The sequence below is a fragment of the Aneurinibacillus uraniidurans genome (assembly GCF_028471905.1).
In the GTDB taxonomy this organism is placed as follows: Bacteria; Bacillota; Bacilli; order Aneurinibacillales; family Aneurinibacillaceae; genus Aneurinibacillus; species Aneurinibacillus uraniidurans.
On the sequence record NZ_CP116902.1, the window covers coordinates 2,152,536 to 2,177,478 of the forward strand.

Genomic DNA, 24,943 nt, shown 5'->3' on the forward strand with positions numbered 1-24,943 from the left:
TTAGAGCACTTCATGATGTACCGTGCTTCCACGCCCGGACGGTTCCGCAGGGGTAACAATCAGGCGCTGCGGCAGGCGGGCGCGAAGCTCGGGCACATGGCTAATAATGCCGACCGATAAGCGATCGGTATGAAGCTTCTCTAATGCTGTAATGACCGTATCAAGCAATTCCTGATCCAGTGTCCCGAACCCTTCATCCAGGAAGAAAAACTCTAGCGGATATTCGCCGCGCAGCTGAATCTGTGCAGACAGCGCAAGCGCAAGTGACAAAGATGTCAGGAAGGTTTCCCCGCCGGATAATGTTGTCACCGGGCGTCGTACCCCGCCATTCGCATCGTCCCGCATGACAAACCCGCCGCTTGAATCGACTTCAATGGCATAGCGGCGGCGTGTCAGTTTACCAAGTCGAACCGATGCTTCCTGACTGACCTGCATGAGCTGTTCTTCTGCAATGAACTCGACAAACCCGTTGCCACGGAATACCGTCTGCAAGGCATTCAGCCGGTTTAGTGTTTCTTGTAGGCGGATTCGTTCCTCTTCAAGTGCCTGCCAGCGTGTATGACGCTGCTCCACATCCTCAAGATCACGCGCAGCTCGCGCCTGCTCCCGGGCGGCTTCTGCTGCTTGTTCTCGGGTGATTTGCAATGTTTGTTGTAACTTGTTCCATTCCTCTTCTGTCATGTGGCGTCCGTCAAGAAGTACCGCCAGCCGATGGCGCTCATTGGCTAGCTGTTTTTCTGTATCCCGATAATCAGTAAGTTCACGAACCCAGGTTGCACGCGTCTCTTCTGATGTGAACGCTGCCGCCACATCCGCTTCACTTGCAAATGCAGTACGTGAAAGAGCGGTAGCCCATTTCTGCTCCGCTTCTGTCTTACGCGCCGTCGCAAGCTCCTTTGTTTGCTGGGCCGCACTGCTTCGTTTTTCAACCTCACGCAGAACAGATTGTTGTTCTCTGGCACGTATATCAGCGATTCGCACAGCTTCTCGCAGACGGTGCAGTGCCTGCTCGACTTCCTGTCGCTGTACGATTGCCTGCACACCGCCTGCAATCTGCTGCAGGCGTTTATTTTTTTCCTCCCAGTTCGCCCTCATGCTAGCCGTTTCTGTCTCCAGTCGGATTAGCTCCCGATCACACGCTGCAAGTTTTTCCTGACCCGCTTTGATTTCCTGTTCTTTCTCTTCAATAAACGGTACGCTGCGTGCCAGCCTTTCGCGCAGCTGTTCCACCTCTGCATCCCACGCCGCAATTTGTGCGGCTTCCTGCTCAACGGTTTCGAGTATCCATTCACCGAAGCGCTCGGTCCATTGCATACGGGATTCCTCTACCTGTTTATGAAGTTCCTGTTCCTTGCCTTGCAGTTCAGTTGCTTGCTGAATACTTACGTCGTATGCAGTTTGCGCTTGCACCATTTGTTCTGCAAGACGGGAGCGCTGGATAACGAGATGTTTCCCATCTGTTTCACACGTTTCTGCCTGTGCTTTCGCCTGTGCCAGTTGTTCCTCTGTTCGGGTCAATGCGGCAAGCAGCTGCGCTACATTTGCATCTGCATCAGCCTGTGGTTCAAGCTTCATTTCCATATGGTTCTGTGATTGTCGAGCACAAGCAATTTCACTGTCAGCTTCATTTGTTTCTTGCAAACTATCGGCCAGTTGTTCCAATCGATACATAAAGGTATGACTCTCATGCTGTACCGTACGCGCACGCAAAAGCGCTGCTTCTAGCTCGGCAATCAGCTTTTCGGTATGTACCGTTGTTGTTTCAGTTTTCGACTGGATCGGATGAGGGTGGTTCGATGAGCCGCATAACGGACATGCTTCTCCCTCTTTCAGTTCTGTCGCAAGCTGTATCGCCAGAGCACGCCTCGTTTCCTGCACAGCAGCACTGCGAAGTTCGGACATCAGTTGTACAAGGAGCCCCTCCATATACCGTACATCCTGATTCGTACGATGAATCGTATCGTACAGCGTCTGAACATCGAGCAGCACTTCACGCGAGCGCAGCTGCAAATCACTCCATGCACTACGAACGAGCTCAACTTTTCGCCGTGCTTCTACCATGCGCTGTTCACTATTTTCGCGTTCCTGCTGCGCGGTTCTAAGCTGATTTTGTCGTGTTTGCAGAATATGCTTTTCTTGGACCGCCTGCGTGATACGCTGGCGTTTTTCATGTTTGATTGTTTTTTCTTGAATTTCTTTTTGTAGGATTGATTGTTTTGTTATTGCTTTTATACGCAGTATTTCTGAACTATCTACTAACTCTTTCGCTTTTGCTTGTTGCTGCTGCAGATCCGTTCGAGCAGCATCGGCTTGTTGGATCGCAGTCTGCAGGCGAGCTCCCTCTTCTTCTAACTCTTCGGCCTGCTTTAATTGCGCGATGCGAACCGTGCAGCCCAGCTCTTCCGCCTGCTGGCGTTCTCTAGCTGTCTGTGCATCAGCTTCGGACTGCCTGTATAGCGCCTCTTGCTTTGCAAGAATGTCCTGGGCACACGCTGCTTCTTCCTGTGCCACTTCTGCATCGCGTGTCGCGCGAAGACGTTCCTCATAGTACGGACGAATTCGCTCTGCCTGTTCGGCCCGTGCAAGCTGTTCTGCCAGTTGATCAATTCGTTCAGCATCTGCTTCGTGTAAGGCGATACGACGCTTTACTTCATTGTATTCGGCCTGCTGCTCCCAAACTCGCTTGCCTTCTTCATGTGCCGCCTCTGCCGCCTTGTTCACCTCTTCCGCCTGCACGAGACCTGCTGTCGCCTGTTTGCTTCGTGCTGCTGCCGCCTGTACGGCTTCTGCAGAAGCATCCCCTAGCCCCTGCTGTTCAGCGGCTAATTCCGCGATCTTCCCACGTGATTCGGCAGTTCGTCGTTTCAGCTTTGTATTCAACCCGTCTCCATACTGCTCCAGATGAAACAGGCGCTGCAGCATCTGCCGCCGCTCGCTGCCTTTCAGAGAAAGAAACTCAGCAAATTTCCCCTGCGGAAGCACAACAGCGCGAGTAAAATCATCCACCGTCAAACCGAGAACGTCTTCAACACACTGGGTGACGTCCCGCTCTTTACCTGCGAGTACTTTTTCACCGTCCTCCTCAATCTTAATAAAACGGCAGGTTGCGGTTCGCAGCTTCACATCATCCACCCGCTTATAGCGGCGCTCCACCCGATACCGCGCAGCGCCGTCCGCACTCCCAAGTTCAAACGTAAATGCCACGCTTAGCTGGTCTTCTGCCTGATTCATAATCCCCTGCGTACCGCCCGAGGCACGTTCTACTTTTCCATATAAGGCGAGGGTAATCGCATCTAGGAGTGAAGATTTTCCACTTCCGGTCGGACCGAAAATCCCGAACACGCCACCTTCACACAGCGTGGCAAAATCAACTTCCTGCTCATCTCGGAAGCTATTAATCCCAGCCAGCTTTAAATGAATCGGACGCATAATTACCCCTCCTTCTCCTCCAATACTTCCATAAACAGCTTCACCGTCTCTTCGTCCGGCACCGCACCACCCGTCTGCCGACTATAAAAACGGCGGAACAATTCGTCAATCGGCAGGCTAGCACGACGCTCCATCGCCTCTGCTGTTTCTTGCATATCCGGATAAATCGGACGGATGCCAATCATTCCTCCATGCAGGCGCCGCAGCTTCTGGATATCTTCGAGCGGAATTGTATCCGGTACATGCACCTCCAGATCAATCCATGCGTTCGCATCTCGTCCTTCATCAATCCAGCGGTATACCTCAGCAATGCCGTCTCGTGCCTTCCATTTTACAAGCGGACGACCACTTGATAAAAACAACTCGCTCACGTCAGCCGGAGCGCCCGGTGCAACATCTATAATCGTTACCGACTTCGCCTGCCCAGCTTCCGAGAAGCTGTAGGCAAGCGGCGAGCCGGAATAACGAGCGCGGGTCGGCGCTTTTGCTACCTCCTGCGGGCGGTGCAGATGACCAAGTGCTACATACTGCGCTGCCTCCGGGAGTGTCGTAGCCGATACCGTATACGCACCGCCTACTTGAATCGGACGCTCGGATTCACTTTCAAAACTGCCGAGCACATACAAATGGCTCATCACCAGGTTAACAGTATGCGGTGTGAAATACGCACTTTGCTTTGTAAACAAATGCGCCAAGCGCTCATCATACGCTCGACGTAATACTTCCTCTTCACTGCTCTCAGCAAGCAGCACTTGCAGGCGTGATTCAGACGGATACGGCAGGGCAAATACACGAGCCTCTTCTCCCGTACGCGGCACGGCTACCGACAGCATCTCCGCCGTCGGCAGTCCAAGCAGTGTAATGCCGTGTTTCGCTGCCAGCGGATGAGCAGCGGCAAGCCGGTCTGGATTGTCGTGATTGCCTGCTATGACAATGACCTTTCGTTTTCCGCCATCTGCCAGACGCGCCATGCTGTCGTAAAACAGCTGCTCAGCCGCAGATGGCGGGTTAACCGTATCAAATACGTCCCCTGCCAATAGCAGCACATCAATACATTCTTCCTCAACTATGCCGCACAGTTCATCAATGAACGCTTCCTGTTCCGGCAGGCGACTGCGTCCCTCCAATGTTTTGCCAAGATGCCAGTCGGCTGTATGCAGGATTCTCATGTTCTCCCCCTCTCCTACGGCACGTACAAGGTACGGCCACCATCTAAAAAGTACAAAACTTTCTCTTTGACCGATCCACCTGTAATCTGTTCGACCGCCCGGGCATAGTACGTCAGCTGCTCTTGATAACGCGCCAGCAGCAGCTCATCGGTAAGCCCTTCTGTGCGGTCCGTCTTATAATCGAGCACAATCCAGCCGTCTCCCTCGTCAATCAGGCAGTCAATGACGCCCTGTACAAGCACGCTTTCCTCTTCCGCTGCCGGCCATTCTTCCCCGTACGCTTCCCGCGCCGGAATCGAGAGAGTAAACACTTGCTCACGGTATACACGCGCCGGTTCATGCGTGCGCAGCTTCTGTCCAATCGGGCTAGTGAGAAATGAAACGATCAGTCCGACATCGATCCCATTCGCTTCTGTCTCTGTCAGCAACTCGCGTCCAACAAGCCGGTCAATAAATTCCCGAATAAGTCCCTCATCCGGCTCGATGCCGTGCGGCAGCTGCTGGAGCACCGTATGCATCACCGTTCCCCGTTCCGCTGCATTCAGCTCTTTTCTCGTAAGAAACTGCGGGCGTGGGGCGACATCACTTTTGAACAGGCCCGGCATCCACGCCGGTGCTTGCCATCCTGCTTCCTGCTGCTCAAGTGCGGCTTGCTTGCGCCGCTTTAGTTCAGATACAGATTGCTTCGGCAAAAATACGGTCGCCGCCTCATGATCGTATTTCCACGTCAGGCGTGCCACAACGTCAGCCGCATGTCCACCTGATACGGATACTCGCTCACCATTCTGCACCGCACGCGCAAGCTCTGTCCGCTCTTCCTGTTCCGCAGATGTTCCTGCCAGAAGCGACGAGGCTGTGCGGCATGTAATCGTCCAGCGCGACCGATGAGCTGCGATATCGGCTGGCGGACGTTCCGCACAGTCAATGGCATCACGCAATCCATCTGCCGCATCGTGACGCATGAGAGCAGGGCCAATCCAGTCCAGATATGTTTTGCCAGCCACCAGCTCATACGCAGGCAGATTCCAGTGCGGGGTATCCATCAGCTGTGTCCATTTTTCAATTGATGCCTGCAAATTTTTCGCCGTTCCAACTAAAATGAGCTTTTCTTTTGCCCGTGTTAGCGCTACGTACAGCACCCGCATCTCTTCAGCTAGCTGCTCCATCCGCATCCGGCGGCGCAGTGCCGCATACGGCAAAGATGGGAAGCTAATGCGTCGGTCAGGATCAATGTATTTCGGGCCGAAGCCTAAGTCTTTATGCAGCAGGAACGCTCGGTTCAAGTCCATAAAGTTATGCTGCTTAGAAAGCCCGGCCACAAACACAACCGGGAACTCCAGCCCTTTGCTTTTGTGAATCGTCATGATGCGTACCACGTCTTCCTGCTCGCCAAGCGAACGCGCCGTTCCAAGGTCGCCGCCCTGATCCTGCATGCGCTCCATGAATCGGAGGAAGCGGAACAGTCCACGGAAGGAAGTCGCTTCATACTGACACGCCCGATCATACAGCGCCCGCAAATTCGCCTGCCGCTGCTTGCCGCCCGGAAGCCCGCCCGCAAAATCGTAAAAGCCGGTATCCCGGAACACATCCCAGATCAAAGTCGAAAGCGCTCCCTGCCGCGCTTTCGTCCGCCATGTTTCAAGTTTTTGTAGAAAGGACGTAAGCCGCGTGCGAAGCACCGGATCCGCTTCTTCCATCTGTACGTAAGCGAGCAGCGCATCGTAATACGCCCCATTTTTATCGGCAAGTCGAATGTTCGCCAGCTCTTCCGCTGTCAGCTGGACGAGCGGGGAACGCAGTACACCGGCAAGAGGAATATCCTGATACGGATTATCGATCACATGAAGCAGCGAAGTCATCACTTCAATCTCTGTCGCTGTAAAATATCCCGTCGCAAGCTCCGCATACGCCGGGATGCCCAGCGCTTTGAATTCATCTGTCATAACAGGTGCCCACTGGCTTGTCGCCCGCAGCAGTACGACAACATCCCGATACTGCATCGCTCGCATTGCTTTTGTCTGCTTGTCATACACCTGATGACCAGCTGCAATCATGCTTTTGATCTTCTCGGCGATCAACCTTGTTTCGAGCTGAACATTCTCAAGTTCAGCCGTATCAAGCACATCGGAGGCTGTCTCTTCTACATCCGACTCGTCATCGTCCGTCCATGACGCCTCCTCTGCATCCGCTTCATGCCGATCAATCAGCATTACTTCTACCGATGTATCCAGTCCATCCATCTCGGGGTAATTCTCAAATCCAAATACAAGGGCGGCTTTCGTATCGTAATCAATCTCTGCTGCATCCTCACTCATAATCTGGTGAAACACAAAGTTCGCGCCATCAAGCACTTCCTGGCGGCTGCGGAAGTTTTTCGCCAGATCAATTCGCCGCCCACCCCCGGTGCCATCTGGCTGGAATGATTTGTACTTCGACAAAAACAGATCGGGTTCCGCTAATCGGAAACGATAAATCGACTGTTTGGGGTCCCCCACCATGAATAGATTCCCCGCCTCACCGTCTCCACTGCGTGAGACAAGGCGCACAATCGTTTCCTGCACACCGTTTGTATCCTGGTATTCATCGACCAGCACTTCCCCGAACTGCGCCCGGTAGTCAAGCGCTGCCGCCGATGGTGCAAGCTCGCCTGGCTTAGAATCCGGGGCACGTAAAATTTGCAAGCAGTAATGCTCCAAATCCGAAAAATCAACCAGCCCTTTTTCTTTTTTCAAGGCCGCATATCGCATACCGAATGTCTGGACGATGTCCACGAGCTTGCCGATCAGCGGTGACAATTCCTGATTGGTCACAAATTGTTCCTCGAGTGTCATGGCAAACAATTCACCGCGCAACTTCTCCAGCCGCTTCTTGGCCAGCTCGCGCACATCTTTTGCCTTCTGCACAAGAGTCGCATCATATTGATCGCCCCGACATGCCTTCAAGCGGCCAAACACAGCAGCAGCAAATTCGTCTGCCAATTCAGCCCACGACCGCTCACTGGCTGCGATCAATCCCTGCACCATCGTCAGCTCTGGGGTAAGATTAGCTAGATAAGGAGCAGGTCCCCCGTTCTCCTGTGCCAAATCCACGGCCCGTGTAAGCAGCGCCTCGATGCCTGCAAGTTCGAGCTGCACATCACGCGTAAGCGCCTGGAACCATTTCTGCTCATAAAACTCCTCCGGTGTACGGGCCTCATACATCGCCGCCATATCATGCAACCATTGATCGGGGTCAGGATGGCTGCGAGCAAAATCATACAGCCGCTGCACAAGCGCTTGCAGCGCCTCATCCCCCCGGTCCGTCGCATAGCTGTCCACCAGCCGGAAAAACCATGTATCTTCTGCTACATACTGCTCATCAAATAGCCCATCGAGCGCTTCTTGCCGCAACAACTGCGCTTCCGTCTCATCCGCGATGCGGAATGATGGGTCCAGATCAATAAAATAGTAGTAGCGCTGCAATACTTCCATACAGAATGAGTGTAAGGTCATAATCGATGCACGCGGCAGAAGGGCAAGCTGACGGCGCAAGTAAAGCGATGATTGCTCCCGTACCGCTTCTTCCAGCTTCTCGCCGATCCGCTGCCGCATCTCAGCGGCCGCTGCCTTCGTGAACGTCACAACCAGCAGATTATCGACGTTGATCGGATCACTTTCATCCGCAATCCGGCGAATGATGCGTTCAACTAGCACCGCTGTTTTTCCCGAACCCGCCGCTGCTGCGACGAGAATATGCGAACCGCGAGCGGCAATTGCGGACCACTGCTCATCGGTCCAGGTGCTTCCAACCGGTTTCTCCATCTCCATACGCTTCACCTCTCTCCTCTGCGCTCCATCTCATTCCACATCACATCATGGCCCGGACCACGCAGTACGTTATATTCACCCGGTTCGATCAACGTATCAAACTGACAAACCGGTTTAAAAGAACAGTACGTGCAAGCAGTTCGCTTCCTTCGCCAATATGGAGCAATCGTAACATCTCCAGCCGTAATCTCTGTCCCGATCTCGCGCATCAGTGTCCGCACATATTGGCGCAAGTGCGTGAACTGCTCCGCTGTCGCCACTTTGGCACTGCTATAAAATGATCCGTCCTTTTTCAACGCAACCGGCAGCATGTCCGAATACCCAGTGTCAAGCTGATTGTCCATCATCCGCACCACATCAGGGTCCGCCAGCACAAGCCCTTTCATTTTAAACTGCTTATGCAGCTCCGCTTCAATCGCCTCATCCGCAAGTGGGCGACTCGCCGCCAGCAGCGGATTGTGGACGTGGAAATACAATACACCAGCAGCCTGCGCAGACTGCCCGAAAAATGCCTCGGCATTTTCCAGCACAACATCCAAATATACAAGCATTTGCAGCGACAGACCAAAATACACGTCTTCTAATGCGAGTCCCTTTGCGCTTGACTTATAATCGAGCACGCGCAGCAAAAGTCCACCTGGCCCATCCGCACCATCTACCCGGTCAATGCGCCCAACTAGCTGCATGCGGGTGCCATCTGCTAATTCGACTTCGAGCGCAGGCAGGCCACCATCCCCCATGCCAAACGCGACTTCCAGCGCCCGCGGCGTAAATGCGCTGCGCCGTGCCTGAGCAGCCAGCACAGCCGCCGCACGCCCTACGACATTCGTCAATTTATGGGATAAGTATTCATTGCGCCGCGAGCTAAGCAAAATATTTTTCTGCAGCTTCGGCGTAAGCTCCGTCACCATTTCTTTTGCAAGCGCATGCGCCTGATCGGCTTCTAAGCTGCTCCATTCCCGCTTCTGCTCCACCAATCGATCTCCGACCATCTTAAGTGCAGCGTGAAACAATTGACCGATGTCTGGGGCTTCCAGCCGATACAACTCTCGCTCCTTCAACTTCAAGCCATACGTCGAAAAATGAGAAAACGGACACGATTTGTATTTTTCCATTCGCGACACGCTGGCCCGGATCGTCTCGCCGTACAGTCGCTTCGTGATCCGGGCAGGCAGCCGCGCTTCTTCATTGCGATAAAACAACCCGCGCGTAAGCAAACGAAGCTCGTCCTGGTTCCGGTCATACAGCACGTTATACACATCCCACCAGAGCGGGGCTAATGCATACCCTTTGTTCCACTGTCCAAGCAGCCCGATCAGACGAGATAAGGCCCGCCCAGACCCGGTTACAAATGACAGCTGCTCACTTTCGGACACATCACCCGGTTCATCAGCAGCAAATGCTTGATCGGCACCCGGGATCATCTCAGCAAAGCGCTTCAGGGCCGGAGCTGGAAGCAGCGCCTTTCCCTCTTCGTCCGCCAGCGGGCAGCTTACCCACAGCCGTTCACTTGGCGAAGCAAGCACTCGGTACAGCATCAACTCTTCATCCAGAATGCGACGACGCCCACTCGGTGCAAGCTCAATCCCCGTCGCCGTCAGCGCCTCTCGCTCTGCATCCGACAGCATTCCACTCTCGGGCGGACGTGCCGGGATCACTCCATCGTTCATTCCAAGCACAAACACACACGGCACATTCGCAAATCGGCTGCGCTCTACTTGTCCGACCAATACTTGATCAAGCGATGGCGGCACTAAAGAAAACGTCAAATCTTCCAGCCCAGCGTCCACCACATCGGCAAACAGATCGAGCGTCAATTTCTCATCTCCAAGCACTTCTACCAGTTGATCCATGAGCGTAATAATGGCCTGCCATACTTGACCATGCTCCCGTGCCTGTTCCGGCCGCCCGGCCAGCCGTGCTTCTTCACTCCACGTCTCAAGCCGGTCTGGAATCTCACACGCAAGTAAAAAATTATACAAGGCTTCACACATCGCCCGCACTGTTTTCGCTTTTCCGAGACCTTCTTCCAGATCGGCCAGTGGTTTCGCGATCCGGTGGCGCAGGGCGTTCAATTCACGTTCTATACGAGCTTCATCCGTCGACTGATCGCTTCCCTCCATTTCCGCATCCAGTCCACGATAGATGCGGTATGTCCACGAATCCGACTGCGTCCAGCGGTAGCTCTCAATGCCGTGTGCCAGTACATAATTTTCAAGCCGATCCAGGCTATGGCGCAGCGTAGACAGCTCTTCCGTCTCCTGTGGTACAAGCAACAAGTCCGTTTTCACGCAACGGAACACCGCATCATATTTCCACCCGTAGCGCACCGTCTCTAACGCTGAGCGAATCAGTTCAGTTAGCGGATGGTGCATCATCGGTCGCTTCTCATCAAGGAAGAATGGCAGCTCATAATCAGCGAACACCGTCGTAAACACATGCTCATAGGCATCAAAATTACGCACCACAACGGCAATATCCCGGAACCGGTAGCCTTCCTCCCGCACAAGTTCCACGATGCGGCGAGCTGCGGCATCCACCTCCGCACGTCGATTCGCAGCCGTACGTAGCATAATCGTCGCTGCCTCTCCCTCATATGGAGGGGCAGGGCGCTCCGACCAGTGTGCTTCTATATGCGCAAGCGCCGGATTGCGGCGGTAGCGCGGCGATGTGGCTGATGACAGCAAAATCGGGTCCTCTATCCGTACGCCACTCTCCCGTGCGAGCCGGACAAGACGCTCATACGCTACAGCCGGTGTATAAAACAAATCCAGCTCATTTGGCCCGTCTGCTTCTCCATAAATCCGGTCAAGCGGCAACGTAACCGTCACCCGATTCACCGTACGCAAAAGTGCAGCGATGACCAGCATCTCTTGCGGTGTAAACGTCTCGAATCCATCAATCCATATCTCTGCCCCTTCGAGAGCACGTACATCCGGCAGACGGGAGGCAAGCAGCGGCAAATAATGCTCACTGTCCAAATACCGCCCGGCAAGCATCTGCTCCAGCTCCCCAAAAATAAGCTGCATATCATGCAGCTTATCCGGCAGAAATCCCGCACCTTCTGTCTGTTCAGCAGTTTCCATCAGCGCAGTTCGCCGCGCTTCCAAATCGGCTGCACCTACGTTATAGCGCATCAGCTCACAATACATGCCTTCAAGCTGTTCCACGAACCCGGCACGTGATGCGGCGCGTCCGAACACTTTTAGTTCACCTGCATGATTAGCCAGAATTCGGCGCAGCGCCATCCGAATGCCCGTGCTATCAATATGAATCCGTGCCAGTCCTCCCGCTTCGCGCAGCACATTCCAGGCAAGACGCCGAAAGCTCAGCACTTGCGCCCGCATCATTCCTTGCTGCCCGGCAAGCGTCTGCTCAGCCTGAAAGCTCATCTGCGGCGGCACCATATAAATCAGCGGACTGCCAAGCGGTGAAATCGCAAGCTGTTCCCGAATTTCTGTGAGACAATGCGCACTTTTCCCGCTGCCTGCCCGACCTGCTATAATTCGTAAACTCACATGCTTCCCCTCCTCTTCTTTCCGTTTTCTATCATTCTATCATTGTAAAGCAGATCATTCGTTCGTACAAATTATTTTGTTCGCTTCTGCCAGCACCTCGCCAATCTTCCGCTCATGCACAACGAGATCGGCCAAGTAGTCAAGCTCTGTCGGCTCCATATTCACAATGACAAACTTAGCCCCATTCCGTTTTGCGACCTGTGGAAATAGATTTGCCGGTGATACTTGAAGGGATGATCCAAGTACAATAAACAGGTCAGCCGCATATGTCTCCCGCTCAGCCATATCCACCGCGTCATCTGGCAGAGACTCGCCAAATAATACGACAGATGGACGAAGAAAGCCGCCGCATTCACATACCGTTCCTTCTTCTTCGAGATAGTGCACTGCCGAATAGACGCGGGCACAGTGCTGGCAGTGTACGCGACTGATCGTGCCGTGCAGCTCAGCGACATAACGGCTTCCGGCAAGCGCATGGAACCCGTCCACATTTTGTGTGATAATCGAGTGCACAAGCCCTCTCTGCTCCCACTCTGCCAAAATACGATGTCCGTCATGAGGCGCACACGTCTGAAGCCCCTCAATGCGAGCACGGTAAAACGCGACAAATTCGTCCCGATTATGCTCCAGCGCATATGTACTCGCAAGTTTCGCCGGATCTTTATGCCGCCACATGCCTTGAGTAGCCGAACGAAAATCAGGGATACCCGACTCCGTAGACATCCCCGCTCCCGAAAAAATGACCGTATGTTTTGCTTCCATGATCAGATTCGCAAGCATGAACCGTCCCCCTTTTATCATCACAAGTTTTTCTATTATCCTACCACGAAAAAGAGCCTGCTGCTCGATAAGAACAACAGGCTCTCAAACTGAAAATGACTTACAAAATATACTTCACAATTTCACTAACTTCCTTGCGCGGTAACTTCTTCGGCTGATCCTTCGGATATCCAAGAGCAACGACCATATTGATTTGCTTTTCCGGTTCCACTTGCAAATACTCCGCCATTTTATCCTGCGCGAGTAGAATCGGTCCTGTCATCGCACAAGTTCCAAGTCCCCGTGCATGAGCTGCTAACATCAAATTCTGGATCGCTAAACAGCTGCTTTTAATTCCTTCCTCATCCCAGATAGCTGGAGGTACAAATTGCACCGGATCAAAAATTTTCTCACGGAACTTGGAGGTATAAGGAGTAGCCAGGCAAACAATCAGGACTGGCGCATCTCCAAAAGCAGTCGCATACGGGCCAAACGAGCGCGTAAGCAGCTTGCCTTCCTTCTCAAATCCTCTCTGTGCTGCCTCTTCCGATTTTTTATACAAAGCGTCCCATGTCATTTGTTCAATCGCTTTAATCGTCTCTTTGTTTTTAATCACAATAAATTCCCACGTTTGTGAGTTCGTATCACTCGGTGCATATCGCGCACAATCCATAATTTCTTCAATTTCTGCGATCGGAACCTCCTGCTCGGTAAACTTCCGAACGCTCCGTCGTCCATGAATAATATCTTTAAATGCTGTATAGTCCACGTTAAAAAACCTCACTTCTCATTTTCTTAAAGATGCTACGTCAACAATCGTATTATAGAACAAAATTCCGCCTCATTCGAATACAGTCTCCCCGGCCCTCATATCGCCATCGTACTGGAATCATTTTCAAAATATGAATAAACACTCCTCTCCTTACCCATTATAGGTAAGGAGTCTACTTTTTAAAGGAGGATGTATACGATGAGCAGCCGACAATCGCGGCCCACTGAACGCCCGCATAAATTATCCAAAACACAGGAAGTACTGTATAACCATGACTTTAAAGCAGCCGATCAGGCCGGTGGGTACCGCAATCAGACACACGCCCGCAATCCGCATACAAGTACATCTGAGAAACATTCCTAGATAGTAGGAAGCCTGCTGACTTACTGCACCAGCAGGCTTCGCTTTTTCCTACTCTTATTCACTCTTTCCTTGCTTCTCAAGCGCCGCCTTCAACAAATCCCCCAGACTTGATGAGAACGTTTCGTCCTTCGCATATTTCTGTACGAGCCGCTTCTCTTCACGCTTGTTCACCTTTTTTCCGACGCCTTTTACATCGTCTAGCTTCTCAACAATGCCGCACGGCTTACACTGAAAGAACTTACCTGCTTTACCGGTCCGAATCTCCATCTTCTTATGGCACTGTGGGCATCGATGATTTGATACTTGCGCTTCCGCAGCGCGGCGGTAGCCGCACTCACGATCCGGGCAGATTAACTGCTTACCGCGCTTACCTTTGAACTCCTGCAAATTCTTGCCGCATTCCGGGCATTTCGAACCCGTTACGTTATGCGGCTTGTATTCCACGTCACTTGTGCGAATTTCCGTCACAAGCTTGCCTGTCTGCTCCCGAATACCTGCCAGGAACTGACTGGCATTGCCACGACCGCGGGCAATATTTTCAAGCTCCTGTTCCCATTTGGCTGTCAGCTCTGGAGAGCGCAACTCACGGGCAACGAGCTTGACTAGCTGCTGGCCTTTCTTCGTCGGATGCAAACGCGTACCCTGCCGTTCAATTGTATCCGACTTTACCAGCTTCTCAATAATATCCGCACGCGTTGCCGGAGTGCCTAGATTATGCTTCTCCATGCGTGTCAGCAGATCAGACTCTGTAAACCGAAGCGGCGGCTTCGTCATCTGACTGCGCATCTCACATCGCACCACCGAAAGCTTCGTTCCTTCTGTGAGTGTCGGAAGCGATTGATCGGCCGGCTCGTCGCTGTCCGTTTCATCCTCTGGCACAGCTTCCATACCATATACCGTTTTCCAACCTGCATCTGTCACCGTCCGACCATTCGCATGCAGCGTCTCACCCGCTACATCGACCGTTACCTGAAGACTATTATATGTATACACCGGATAGAAAAGTGCAATGAACCGCCGTACAATGAGATCATACAGCTTGCGCTCGTCATTCGTCAGCTCACCGAGTCGTACCGGCTCCTCCGTCGGAATAATCGCGTGGTGATCGGTAACCTTCGCATCATTCACAATCCGCTTCGTTACCGGCAATTTCGAAAGCTTCAAAAGCGGACGCACAAGCGGGGCATACGGGCCGATTTCAATACAATCAAGGCGGCTTTTAAGCGTTCCTACCATATCGCTTGTCAAGTATCGTGAATCCGTCCGCGGGTATGTAACAAGCTTGTGCTGCTCATATAGACGCTGCAGCACATTTGAGGTCTGCTTCGCAGAAAATCCATATTTCTTATTCGCGTCCCGCTGCAATTCAGTCAGATCATACGCAAGCGGCTGCGGTTCGGTTTTCTCACTTGTTTTAACACGAATGACTTGCCCCTGTCCATTCTGGACGCGCTCACGTATCGCTTCTGCCCGGCTTTTATCAAACAGGCGGCTGTCCTGATTCGCTCGATCACGCCACATCCCTTTAAACGTACCGAAGTTTGCCTCGATTGTCCAGTATTCGACTGGCTTGAATGATTCGATTTCTTTCTCACGGTCCATCATCATCGCGAGCGTCGGCGTTTGCACGCGTCCTGCTGCCAGCTGGGCGTTGTATTTACTTGTAAGCGCCCGCGTACTGTTCAGTCCAATCAACCAGTCCGCTTCTGCCCGGCAAACCGCAGACTGATACAGGTTATCATAGTCATGCCCTGGCTTCAAATGAGCGAATCCGTCCCGAATCGCCTTATCTGTCTGCGACGAAATCCACAGGCGATAAAACGGCTTTTTCCACTTCACAAGCTCCATAATCCAGCGGGCGACCAGCTCGCCTTCCCGACCTGCATCAGTTGCGATGATCAAGTCTTTTAGGTCATTCCGCTTTACAAGCTGTGAAACGGCGCGGAACTGATGCGATGTTTCCCGAATGGTTTTTAGCCGCATTTTATTCGGGATGATCGGCAAATCCTCCAGCTTCCATGTCTTGTATTTCGGATCGTAGTCTTCTGGCTCTGCCAGTTCGACGAGATGGCCGAGTGCCCAGGTGACCACGTATTTTGGACCTTCAAAATAGCTTTTATGTTTCTGCGTGCAGCCGAGCACACGGGCGATTTCTTTCGCCACGCTCGGCTTTTCCGCTAGTACGAGTGATTTCATCTATACAATCTCCTGTTTCTCTAGTGTCGGTTTTAATTGTAGCGGGTTTACCAAAACCGAGCAAGGAGCGCATTCAGGAGCCTTCTCTTTATTTCGCAACCGTAAATCTTGCTACGTCGCTCTGCAGACGTTCCGAAAGCTCGGACAAAGCGGTAGCAGTAGCCGCTACTTCCTCTACGGTAGAAGCCTGTTCTTCTGCGGATGCAGCTGCTTGCTCGGACGCTGCCGCTGACGATTCTACCAATCCTGTAATGCTTTTAATAGCAACTAAAGAACGAGCTGCATTGTCCAGTAGATCAGCGAAAAGCACCTGAATTTGTTCGACATTCGTCTCCGTCTGTTCTACCTGTGACACGATCGTCTGCAGCGCTGCTCCGCCCGTATGAACGATATCAACCTGCTCTTCTACAGCTTGCAAGTTACTTTCCATAGCCCGCACAGTAACCGATGTTTCCGCCTGAATGTCGGTAATCAAGTCCGTAATTTTCTCGGCCGCATGATGCGATTGTTCAGCCAGCTTCCTCACTTCATCTGCTACTACGGCAAACCCTTTGCCTGCTTCGCCTGCCCGTGCTGCTTCAATGGCCGCGTTTAAGGCCAGCAGATTCGTCTGATTCGAAATATCCGTAATGACGGTAATAATGCCCCCGATCTCATCGGAGCGTCTGCCAAGCTTTTGAATCGAGTCTGTAGCCGACGAAACTGTTTTAGTGATCAAACTCAGATGCTTGATGGCTTCCCTAATCGCTTTTTCTCCCTCATGTGCCGCATGGGTTGCTTCTAATGCGTTTTCTTTCGTCTGCCGCACATAGCTTGTCCCCTGCTCGGCTTTCTCTACTGCTTCTTCCATACTTTTGAGAATATTTGTAGCTTCTGCTGCCTGCTCGCTTGATTTTTCCGCGATTTCACTTACGGTTACCGCTATCTGATTTGCAGACTCTCCCGTTTGGTGAGCGGCTTCCGACAATTCATGCGATGCGAGTGACGCATGGTTTGCTTCCTGCATCATACTGTCCACAATTTTGATTAAATTCTCATTCATAACCTGGAACGCCCTTCCTAATTGAGCGATCTCATCATTCCCCTTTGGTTGGAACAGCTCGGCTGTCAAATTATAATTCGCAATTTCTTGGGCTGAATCACGCAGTTTTCCCAATGGCGTAATCAGCATTCGTTTAATAAAGAATGAAAAAACAGCCGCAAACACAACAGCCGCTACAAATGCCACCAGTATATTTTGCAGCGCTGCTTTTTCGGCAAGCTTTTGATACGGCTCTTCTGGAACGCCTGTATACCAGATTCCAATCGCACGGCCCTGCGCATCTAAAATCGGCTCATAAGCAGCCAGGTTTATTTTACCTACTACATTCGCTTCCCCGATATATCGCTTTTTCTGCTTTATGACAACATCTTCAATTTCCGGCGTGATTTTCGTGTTAACCGCTCGCTGTCCGTCTGCTTTTTTAACGTTGGTTACCACCCGGGTATTATTTTGAAAAATTGTAACAGAGTTTCCGCCTGTCAACTCGCTAAGCTCATCGACAAGTTCAAAGTTGTTGTTGATTTTCACTGTTCCTTTATATAACTCATTATTTACGATCTCCCAATCACCAGGAACTTTTTTGTCGATATACTTGTAGCCTAACTGAAGATCAGAGATGAGCTTTTTATTAATGCTCTCGATCAGATTGTTTTTCGTCGTGACATAGCTAATCCATGATAAAACCCCGGCTAATCCGAATATACTAACAAGCATGCATAAAATGATCTTTTTCCCAATCGTCCACTTCATTTCCCCTACTACTCCCTTTTGTCCAGTTCTTTTATACCATAAAAATAGTGATTAAAGTTTTAGAACTGTTTTTATTATCATTATGAAACAATTATGTAATTTTACACAAAACACGATAACTTTACCATCATTCTCACATATTTCTCTTCTATAATCAGGAGCACGCCCTTCCTTATGATAAAGAAGCTGTAATATGAGACGAATCATGCTGGCACTCTTTCTATATTCCTCAAGATAGGGTATCTTAAAAATACCTGCATAATTAAAAAGGAGTGCGACCCTTATGACAGAAACAGAAACTTTACATAAAGAGGCAATGGATATGCTATTAGCAACCAGCCGAACGTTCTTTATTCCCATTCACCATTTACCATCCGGACTGCAAGAAGCGATTGCATCCGCGTATCTCTGCATGAGAGCGATTGATGAAATAGAAGATCATCCGACGCTTCCTTCCGATATCAAAATCCGCTTACTGCGCTCCATCAGTTCGCTTTTAGAAGAATCGGCTGAAGCAGCTGCCCTAACACAATTATTGCAGCCTTATCACGCTCTGTTACCGGACGTTACCTTGCGATTGGCCGATTGGATCAAGCTCAGCCCGTCCACCATTACCCCAAATATTTTGAAAGCAACCGCCACTATGTCAACCGGAATGGCCGATTGGGTGGCAAAGGAATGGAAGATTACCAGCGAAGAAGATCTGGACGACTATACGTTCTATGTCGCAGGCTTAGTCGGCATCCTGCTCTCGGAAGTGTGGAAGTGGTTTAACAGCGAGGTGGAAACGGATCCGGAACTGGCTGTCGCGTTTGGCCGTGGGTTGCAGGCGGTGAATATTATTCGCAATCGTGACGAAGATCTTGTTCGGGGAAGTGACTTTTTTCCTGATGGCTGGACAAGAGACGATATGTTTGCGTATGCAAGGCGCAATCTGGAATTAGCGAATCAATATGTGAGCGACATTGATTCAAGTCCGGTGCTTACTTTCTGTCGCATCCCTCTTCTTCTCGCGCACGGCACACTCGATGCATTAGAACGAGGCGAGGAAAAGCTGAGTCGGGCTGCTGTAGAAAGCCTCGTAAGCCAGGTGACCGAAGGAAAATAGACAGACAATGCAAAAACCGATCGGAGCTGCGATCGGTTTTTGTGTTTTTTTCCTTATAAACGGGAAGCTTGTATATATAACTCTCTTATTTTCGGTCCTGGCTCTTCTCGTAACTCTCTCGCCAACAATTCTTCGAAATCATGATACAAGGATACCGCTTTGGAAATATCCCCCGTACTTATGTAATGATTCATGAGTCGATAACAACATTCATCCTGATAAGGGTCCATAACAAATAACTGTTGTAATAAGCGCTCTTTTATTTTCTGGTCCTGACAATCTTCTGTGCTTACTTCCAAAAAACGAATGTACATTTCTCGCACTCGCTTTCGATATTCGCTTGCCCAGAAGAAATCTTCCTCGCCCATATAATCGCCTTTGTATGTGGTCAAAATTTTTTCTACCAAAGCATTGCTTATCGGTGTACTGCTTTCCTTTATGCCTTGCTCGATTTCTTCCACATCACTCGTCAGCTCTTGTACATTCAACGCATACTTTTCATCTGAGAACAGAACCGGCTGGGCAAATTTCATCTTTTTTAATGTACTTCGTAACTGATATACACTCGTATGCAGAAGAGATGAGGCCTTCTCCCCTGACAGATCCGGCCATAAATCGAGCATAATTTTATCACGATGGATCGCTTGACCACGATGATACCATAAATAGGCAAACAACTCTTTGGTCTTTCTTGTCCGCCATTTTACCGGTTGCCCTTCTTTATCATAGAGGGCAAATGTGCCCAGGCAGCAAATCCTTGCCGGATGTACTTCTTTTTCTTTATGTAGCTCTACTTGAACTGTCGGGGTTTGGCGGAGTCTCTCAATCGTTTTTTTCAACCGTTCTTTCCGTATCGGCTTCAGCAAATAATCAATCGCGTTAATCTCAAAAGCTTCCACCGCATATTGGTTATACGCTGTTACAAACACGATATGCACATGATCATTAATCTGCATCATGTTTTCCGCTGTTTTCAATCCGTTGATGCCCGGCATTTCAATATCAAGAAATACGACATCGATCTCTTGTTCTTGTACCGCCTTCATTGCATCAAAAGGGTTGCTATATTTACCGATAACGGTTACTCCTCCAACCTCCTTACACAAGATTTCTAGTACATCGAGTGCCATTTCTTCATCATCTACTAGTATCGCCCTCATGGTCTCCCCCTTCATGATCGGTTATAAAAGGTTTATCCAGGCACTGAATATTAGCTATAATAATCCGTTCTATCGCTTGAAATATTCTGTAATTTTTTTGTGTGCTTTGTCCCTGTATAATGCTCCGTATCCAGTCAGAGTTTTACGCAATCATTTATTACTCTAACATATTCCTTAATAGGGTAGTATGTCCGGTTTTTTATGTTCAGAATTTGTTCAGAGGCTTCTGATATAATGCGAAATTGTAAGGAAGACTTTACTTTATAGAGGGAGGAAGTAATGGAGCAGTTCGATTCAGCAATGCGACAAAAATCAAGTCTAAATCGATGCCATTTCTTTGCATGATTAAAGTCACTTGCCTCCATTGAATACTAATGAAGCATGGAAAAAAATCACTTCTAAAATTAATAAATTTTGACATGACGATCCTCGCAGAGATAAGTTCCATAAACCTTCAGCGTATATATTGGATTGGATGGATTATGGGGTTTATTAATGCCGCACATGTAATATTTTTTTGGGCTCATATTATCCCAGGCAATTCTGATCATATGATTAGATGGTCTTACCTTATTATTGTGATTCATTCTCTTATGTTATTTATAAATGGGATTTTAGGATTGCTCGCTTTTATTCTGAAAAAGAGAGAGAAACAGGCAACTAAAATTGCTTATTTTGTTCAATTTATTTCTGCTTTTATTAATCTTGTCTTTGGTGTCTTACTTTGTATAAGTGATCAGTTGGTTACTACGGACATTAATCCTCTTTTAACTGCATCTATAGGAGTTGGCGTTATTTTTTTAATTCCACCTATTGTTGCGGCGGTACTCTACTCCACTATATTTTTCTTGTTTTTCAATATGATAACATGGACACAAAATGTCCCTGAACTATTGGAACATGTGCGAGCTAATAGCTTAGCTGCTATTGGCATGGGGTTTGGGGTATCATGGTTGTTATGGATGAATAATGTAGTTAAGATTCAGCAAGAAAGACTAATCAAAGATCAGAAGAGGAAGCTTGAAGAAACAAATGAAAACTTGTGGTTTTTGGCTACACATGATTCCCTAACAGGACTTTTCAACCGATCCTATTTTATAGAATTGGTTGAAATGGAGAAAGACAAAGTTTGTGGTATAAAAAGTGAAGCTTGTATCATTGTATTAGATATTGATTTTTTTAAAAAGATTAACGATACTTTTGGTCATCCAGCAGGTGATGAAATTCTCCGGGAGACTTCACGCATACTTGTAAGTACATTAAGGAGCGTAGATGTTTCTGCACGCCTTGGGGGAGAGGAGTTTATCGTACTACTACCAGAAACTGACCTAGAAGCTGGGGAGAAAGTAGCGGAAAAATTACGCAAAATCATACAAGAATATTCTTTTTCATTTCATGGGAGATTGATAAAAGTAACAGCTAGTTTTGGTGTAGCTCGACTAACAGATTCGTTCCATATGTGTTATACCGAAGCTGATCAAGCACTTTATGTTGCTAAAAAAAGGGGACGGAATTGTGTTGAGATTGCTCATAATTCCTAAAGAATATAGTAACAGCCTGACATATTCCCTTATAGGGTAGTATGCCAGGCTGTTTTTGATGATTATAAAATACTCCATAGCACATACCAGATCGTAACAATGCTATTGCTTGTTTAACTCAACCCCGTATTTTTTTGCTAGGCTTTGCAAGTCACCAAGTAACTGCTGATCAAGTTCTCTTGCTTCTGCCATTAACTGATTAGCAGATGTCACCTTCGATGTATCTCCCGTATCAACAGCTGCAACTAATTCTGTAAAAGCTTGCACACTACTACCTACCATTTTATTTAATTTCTCATGTACATCGTGGAACTCTGCTTCTGGATGAATCGCGGCTAATTCCTCTTGCATTTTATTTCCTTCTGGAATCAGTGTATCACTAAGTAGTTTTGCAAAATCTGCATTAGAAAGTTGTCTGTTAGAAGATTGTGTTCTGGCTTCCTGAAACTTCGCCCCTAATTCCACGTTTTCCTGAAGAATTGGCCTGATGGAATCAAGATACTTTACAAAAGCATCCTTTCCAGCTTCCTCTTGTTTAGGTTGATTCTGAGTAGTCGTTTGCTTACTTTCTTGCTGCTGCGTTGAAGCACTTTTGTCGTCACCACAACCAGCCACTGTTACAGACAAAGCTGCTAAACAAGCGAGTACTTGCCATTTTTTCAAGATGATCTCCCCTTTGTATGTATGTAAACCTATTTACTCTTGCGAAATACACACTTTTACATAAATAGGCGTAAATATTAGACATACAGTGTATTACCTTTATTGTGTTGGAAAGGGTACTAGGATCTCTTAAAACAATTCACATCTGTCGTATGATATGTACCTATACGTAGCAATATGTCAGTCGACAGATCATCATGACATCACAAAAAGAAAAAAGACTGCCGCAAGCGCAAAACGATAAAGTGCAAACCACTCCAGTTTCAGGCGCTTAATCAAATTCAAAAACGTGACCACCGCAATCATCGCCACGACAAAGGCGGACACAAATCCAATCAGAAAGAGCACCAGATCATCCGCGGTCAAAAACTCGCGGCTATCATACATATCCAGCACCGTTGCCCCGAGCATAACCGGAACAGAGATGATGAACGTAAAATCTGCCGCCGCTTTCTGACTCGTCCCAAGCAAAAGACCGCCCGACATCGTTGAGCCTGATCTTGAAAAGCCAGGCCACAGCGCCAGGCATTGAAACAATCCGATGCCGAGGGCTTGCCTGTACGTAATGTCGTCCGTATTTTCAGCCGTTACGTTTCGTTTTACCCGGCTAGCTACGATCATGAGGACGCCGCCAATGATTAAACCAAGCAAAACAGGAGCCGGTCCGAATAAATACGATTTGATATAGTCTTTACAGACCAGATAAACAAGCAAAGCAGGAAACATAGCCATTGCCATGTGAATTGCATTCAATTTATTTTTGGCCGAGAAATTAAAGGTTAGAAGATTCTTTGCGATATCCACGTATCGTTTCCAATAAAGAATAAGTACGGCCAGCACAGCTCCGAGTTGGATCACGATCTTAAACGTAGTCGCCGCCTCTCCTTCGAAACGCAGCAGATGACCGACCAGAATCAAGTGACCAGTAGACGAGACCGGGAGAAATTCCGTCAATCCTTCTACAATGCCCAATAGTATCGCGCTAATAATGTCACTCATTATTGAATATCTGCCCTTCTAAAGTAGACTAGAGTAGCGATGAATCCAATGATTGAGGTAGCCAAAATAACCACATACGAATAAACCGGCGGATACGTCGGCAGAAGCGTCCCGTTTGCGATATCGAATGCAGCTGTCCACGGAACCAACCCTTTATATTCAGACTGAGAGCCCATCACATTGATCAACGTAATCACAATCGTCAGGACAATCGTCGGAACATAGTTTTTCAGCACGATCGTGGTCAGAATGATCGGAGTCGACAGGAGAAAGAGGAACACTCCAGCGACTATAAACGTCCGCAAAGTATTTACGATTAATGTGGTGCTTACCCCGTCAAACTGCCCAATCATACCTAAAAGCAGCGTCAGCCCCCATGCAAGTAACGTCAGCAGCATAATCCACAGAAACAAGAGAAGCATCTTGCTCAGTATAATGCTCGTGCGCGATACAGGAATCGTTAGCAAATTTTTCAACGTATCCTCTGTATATTCACGGCTAAAGAGATACGCCGTAACCACGCCGTACAAAGGGACTCCAATTAGTAACACCGTATACAAATGGGTATCAAAAAATAGTTCCTCAAACAGAACGACCTTTGTGGGCTCTTTCGTCTTACTATGAATATACGTAGAGATCACGACCATAAAAGGTGCCACCGCAGCGCCCATGATGCTTAACAGAAACATCCGCGAACGCTTTAGTTTTAAAAGCTCTGTATATAACAACCTACCCAATGGTGCCACCCCCTACCAATTTCGTAAAATAATCTTCGAGCCTGTCTTCACTGATCACAATTTTCAATACTTCGATATCATGCTGCACAAATACCTTATTGATCTGCCCTTGCTGTCCCAGATGAGAATAAACGCGAATATAGCCTCCGTCATGCACTTCATAGTCATAAATATGAAATTGGCTCTCCAGCAGCATCGCTGCTTTATTGTCGTTGGACACTTGAAACTCCAAATATTTACGGTTTATTTTCTGAAGTTGATCGAACCCAATCTCCTCCAGAAGTCTTCCCTCATGAATAATGCCCATCCGATCAGCTATCTGTTCAATCTCCGATAAAATGTGGCTCGAAATCAAAATCGTGATCTTTCTCTCTTCCGCCAGCGATTTAATGAGTCTTCGCATCTCCTTAATCCCAATCGGATCCAGCCCGTTCGTCGGCTCATCTAAGATCAGCAGCTCCGGATAATGGAGCAGCGCCCTAGCGATTCCCAGCCGCTGCTTCATGCCGAGAGAGTATTTCCCTACCAGCTTCCCCGTTTCATCCTGCAGCCCGACAATCTCCAGTGCTTCTTCGATTGCATATTTCTTATGAATCCCCATAATTTTGGCGTTAATCAGCAGATTTTCCCTCGCTGTGAGATTCTCATAAAAGCCAGGCACTTCAACAATGGACCCGATTCTACGCAAAATCTCCTTCTGATTCGTGAACAGATTTTCTCCAAAAATTTCGATTTGGCCGCAGGTAGGTTTGATCAATCCTAGCAGCATGCGAATTGTCGTTGTCTTACCTGCTCCATTGCGACCGAGGAAGCCGTAAATCTCCCCTTGCTTTACTGTCATATTCACACGATCAACCGACTTCTGATTGTCATACATCTTGGTCAGATCGGTTGTTTTAATCACGACACTCATGGTCGGACACCTCCTTCT

Annotated in this window: 16 protein-coding genes; 3 read left to right on the forward strand and 13 right to left on the reverse strand. The window is 49.1% G+C overall.

The window, feature by feature from the left end:
* The 6 genes from PO771_RS10785 to PO771_RS10810 form a co-directional block, all read right to left on the reverse strand.
* Positions 1-3,429, reverse strand: a complete 3,429-nt coding sequence (locus tag PO771_RS10785) for an SbcC/MukB-like Walker B domain-containing protein (protein WP_272559680.1) — start codon at positions 3,427-3,429, stop codon at positions 1-3.
* Between the two features lie 2 nt (positions 3,430-3,431).
* Positions 3,432-4,598 (reverse strand): exonuclease SbcCD subunit D, encoded by a 1,167-nt coding sequence (locus tag PO771_RS10790; RefSeq protein ID WP_272559681.1) that lies wholly within the window; start codon positions 4,596-4,598, stop codon positions 3,432-3,434.
* Between the two features lie 14 nt (positions 4,599-4,612).
* Positions 4,613-8,404 carry a helicase-exonuclease AddAB subunit AddA gene (gene addA, locus PO771_RS10795; protein WP_272559682.1) on the reverse strand — a complete coding sequence of 1,264 codons (3,792 nt, stop codon included), beginning with the start codon at positions 8,402-8,404 and terminating at the stop codon, positions 4,613-4,615.
* 5 nt (positions 8,405-8,409) lie between these two features.
* Positions 8,410-11,922, reverse strand: a complete 3,513-nt coding sequence (addB, locus tag PO771_RS10800; protein ID WP_272559683.1) for a helicase-exonuclease AddAB subunit AddB — start codon at positions 11,920-11,922, stop codon at positions 8,410-8,412.
* 54 nt (positions 11,923-11,976) lie between these two features.
* The gene (locus tag PO771_RS10805; protein WP_272559684.1) at positions 11,977-12,702 is read right to left on the reverse strand and encodes an NAD-dependent deacylase; all 726 of its coding nucleotides are present in this window, start codon (positions 12,700-12,702) and stop codon (positions 11,977-11,979) included.
* A gap of 100 nt (positions 12,703-12,802) precedes the next feature.
* Positions 12,803-13,450: a nitroreductase family protein gene (locus PO771_RS10810; protein ID WP_272559685.1), complete on the reverse strand. Its 648-nt coding sequence runs from the start codon at positions 13,448-13,450 to the stop codon at positions 12,803-12,805.
* Positions 13,451-13,651: 201 nt separating this feature from the next.
* On the opposite strand from PO771_RS10810, the gene PO771_RS10815 reads away from it, so the two are divergent.
* Positions 13,652-13,816, forward strand: a complete 165-nt coding sequence (locus tag PO771_RS10815) for a YfhE family protein (RefSeq protein ID WP_272559686.1) — start codon at positions 13,652-13,654, stop codon at positions 13,814-13,816.
* Positions 13,817-13,870: 54 nt separating this feature from the next.
* Here the strand turns inward: PO771_RS10815 and PO771_RS10820 are convergent, their stop codons facing one another.
* Both PO771_RS10820 and PO771_RS10825 read right to left on the reverse strand, forming a co-directional pair.
* Complete coding sequence (locus PO771_RS10820) at positions 13,871-16,012, reverse strand: DNA topoisomerase III (RefSeq protein WP_272559687.1); 2,142 nt, start codon at positions 16,010-16,012, stop codon at positions 13,871-13,873.
* An 88-nt stretch (positions 16,013-16,100) separates the two neighbouring features.
* Positions 16,101-17,804, reverse strand: a complete 1,704-nt coding sequence (locus PO771_RS10825; RefSeq protein ID WP_272559688.1) for a methyl-accepting chemotaxis protein — start codon at positions 17,802-17,804, stop codon at positions 16,101-16,103.
* Between the two features lie 283 nt (positions 17,805-18,087).
* Between PO771_RS10825 and PO771_RS10830 the strand changes: the two genes are divergently transcribed.
* Entirely contained in the window at positions 18,088-18,912 is an 825-nt protein-coding gene (locus PO771_RS10830) for a phytoene/squalene synthase family protein (protein WP_272559689.1), read from the forward strand.
* A gap of 53 nt (positions 18,913-18,965) precedes the next feature.
* Here PO771_RS10830 and PO771_RS10835 read toward each other — a convergent pair whose 3' ends face one another.
* The gene (locus PO771_RS10835) at positions 18,966-20,072 is read right to left on the reverse strand and encodes a response regulator (protein ID WP_272559690.1); all 1,107 of its coding nucleotides are present in this window, start codon (positions 20,070-20,072) and stop codon (positions 18,966-18,968) included.
* 482 nt (positions 20,073-20,554) lie between these two features.
* Between PO771_RS10835 and PO771_RS10840 the strand changes: the two genes are divergently transcribed.
* Complete coding sequence (locus PO771_RS10840; RefSeq protein WP_272559691.1) at positions 20,555-21,613, forward strand: GGDEF domain-containing protein; 1,059 nt, start codon at positions 20,555-20,557, stop codon at positions 21,611-21,613.
* A 102-nt stretch (positions 21,614-21,715) separates the two neighbouring features.
* Here PO771_RS10840 and PO771_RS10845 read toward each other — a convergent pair whose 3' ends face one another.
* The 4 genes from PO771_RS10845 to PO771_RS10860 all read right to left on the reverse strand — a co-directional run bounded on the left by PO771_RS10845 (position 21,716) and on the right by PO771_RS10860 (position 24,925).
* Complete coding sequence (locus tag PO771_RS10845; RefSeq protein ID WP_272559692.1) at positions 21,716-22,276, reverse strand: hypothetical protein; 561 nt, start codon at positions 22,274-22,276, stop codon at positions 21,716-21,718.
* A 195-nt stretch (positions 22,277-22,471) separates the two neighbouring features.
* Positions 22,472-23,275: an undecaprenyl-diphosphate phosphatase gene (locus PO771_RS10850; protein WP_272559693.1), complete on the reverse strand. Its 804-nt coding sequence runs from the start codon at positions 23,273-23,275 to the stop codon at positions 22,472-22,474.
* Positions 23,275-24,012: an ABC transporter permease gene (locus PO771_RS10855; RefSeq protein ID WP_272559694.1), complete on the reverse strand. Its 738-nt coding sequence runs from the start codon at positions 24,010-24,012 to the stop codon at positions 23,275-23,277. Before PO771_RS10855 ends, PO771_RS10850 begins: the two co-directional genes overlap by 1 nt.
* Positions 24,005-24,925 carry an ABC transporter ATP-binding protein gene (locus PO771_RS10860; RefSeq protein ID WP_272559695.1) on the reverse strand — a complete coding sequence of 307 codons (921 nt, stop codon included), beginning with the start codon at positions 24,923-24,925 and terminating at the stop codon, positions 24,005-24,007. The genes PO771_RS10855 and PO771_RS10860 overlap by 8 nt, the downstream gene beginning before the upstream one ends.
* Positions 24,926-24,943 lie beyond the last annotated feature (18 nt).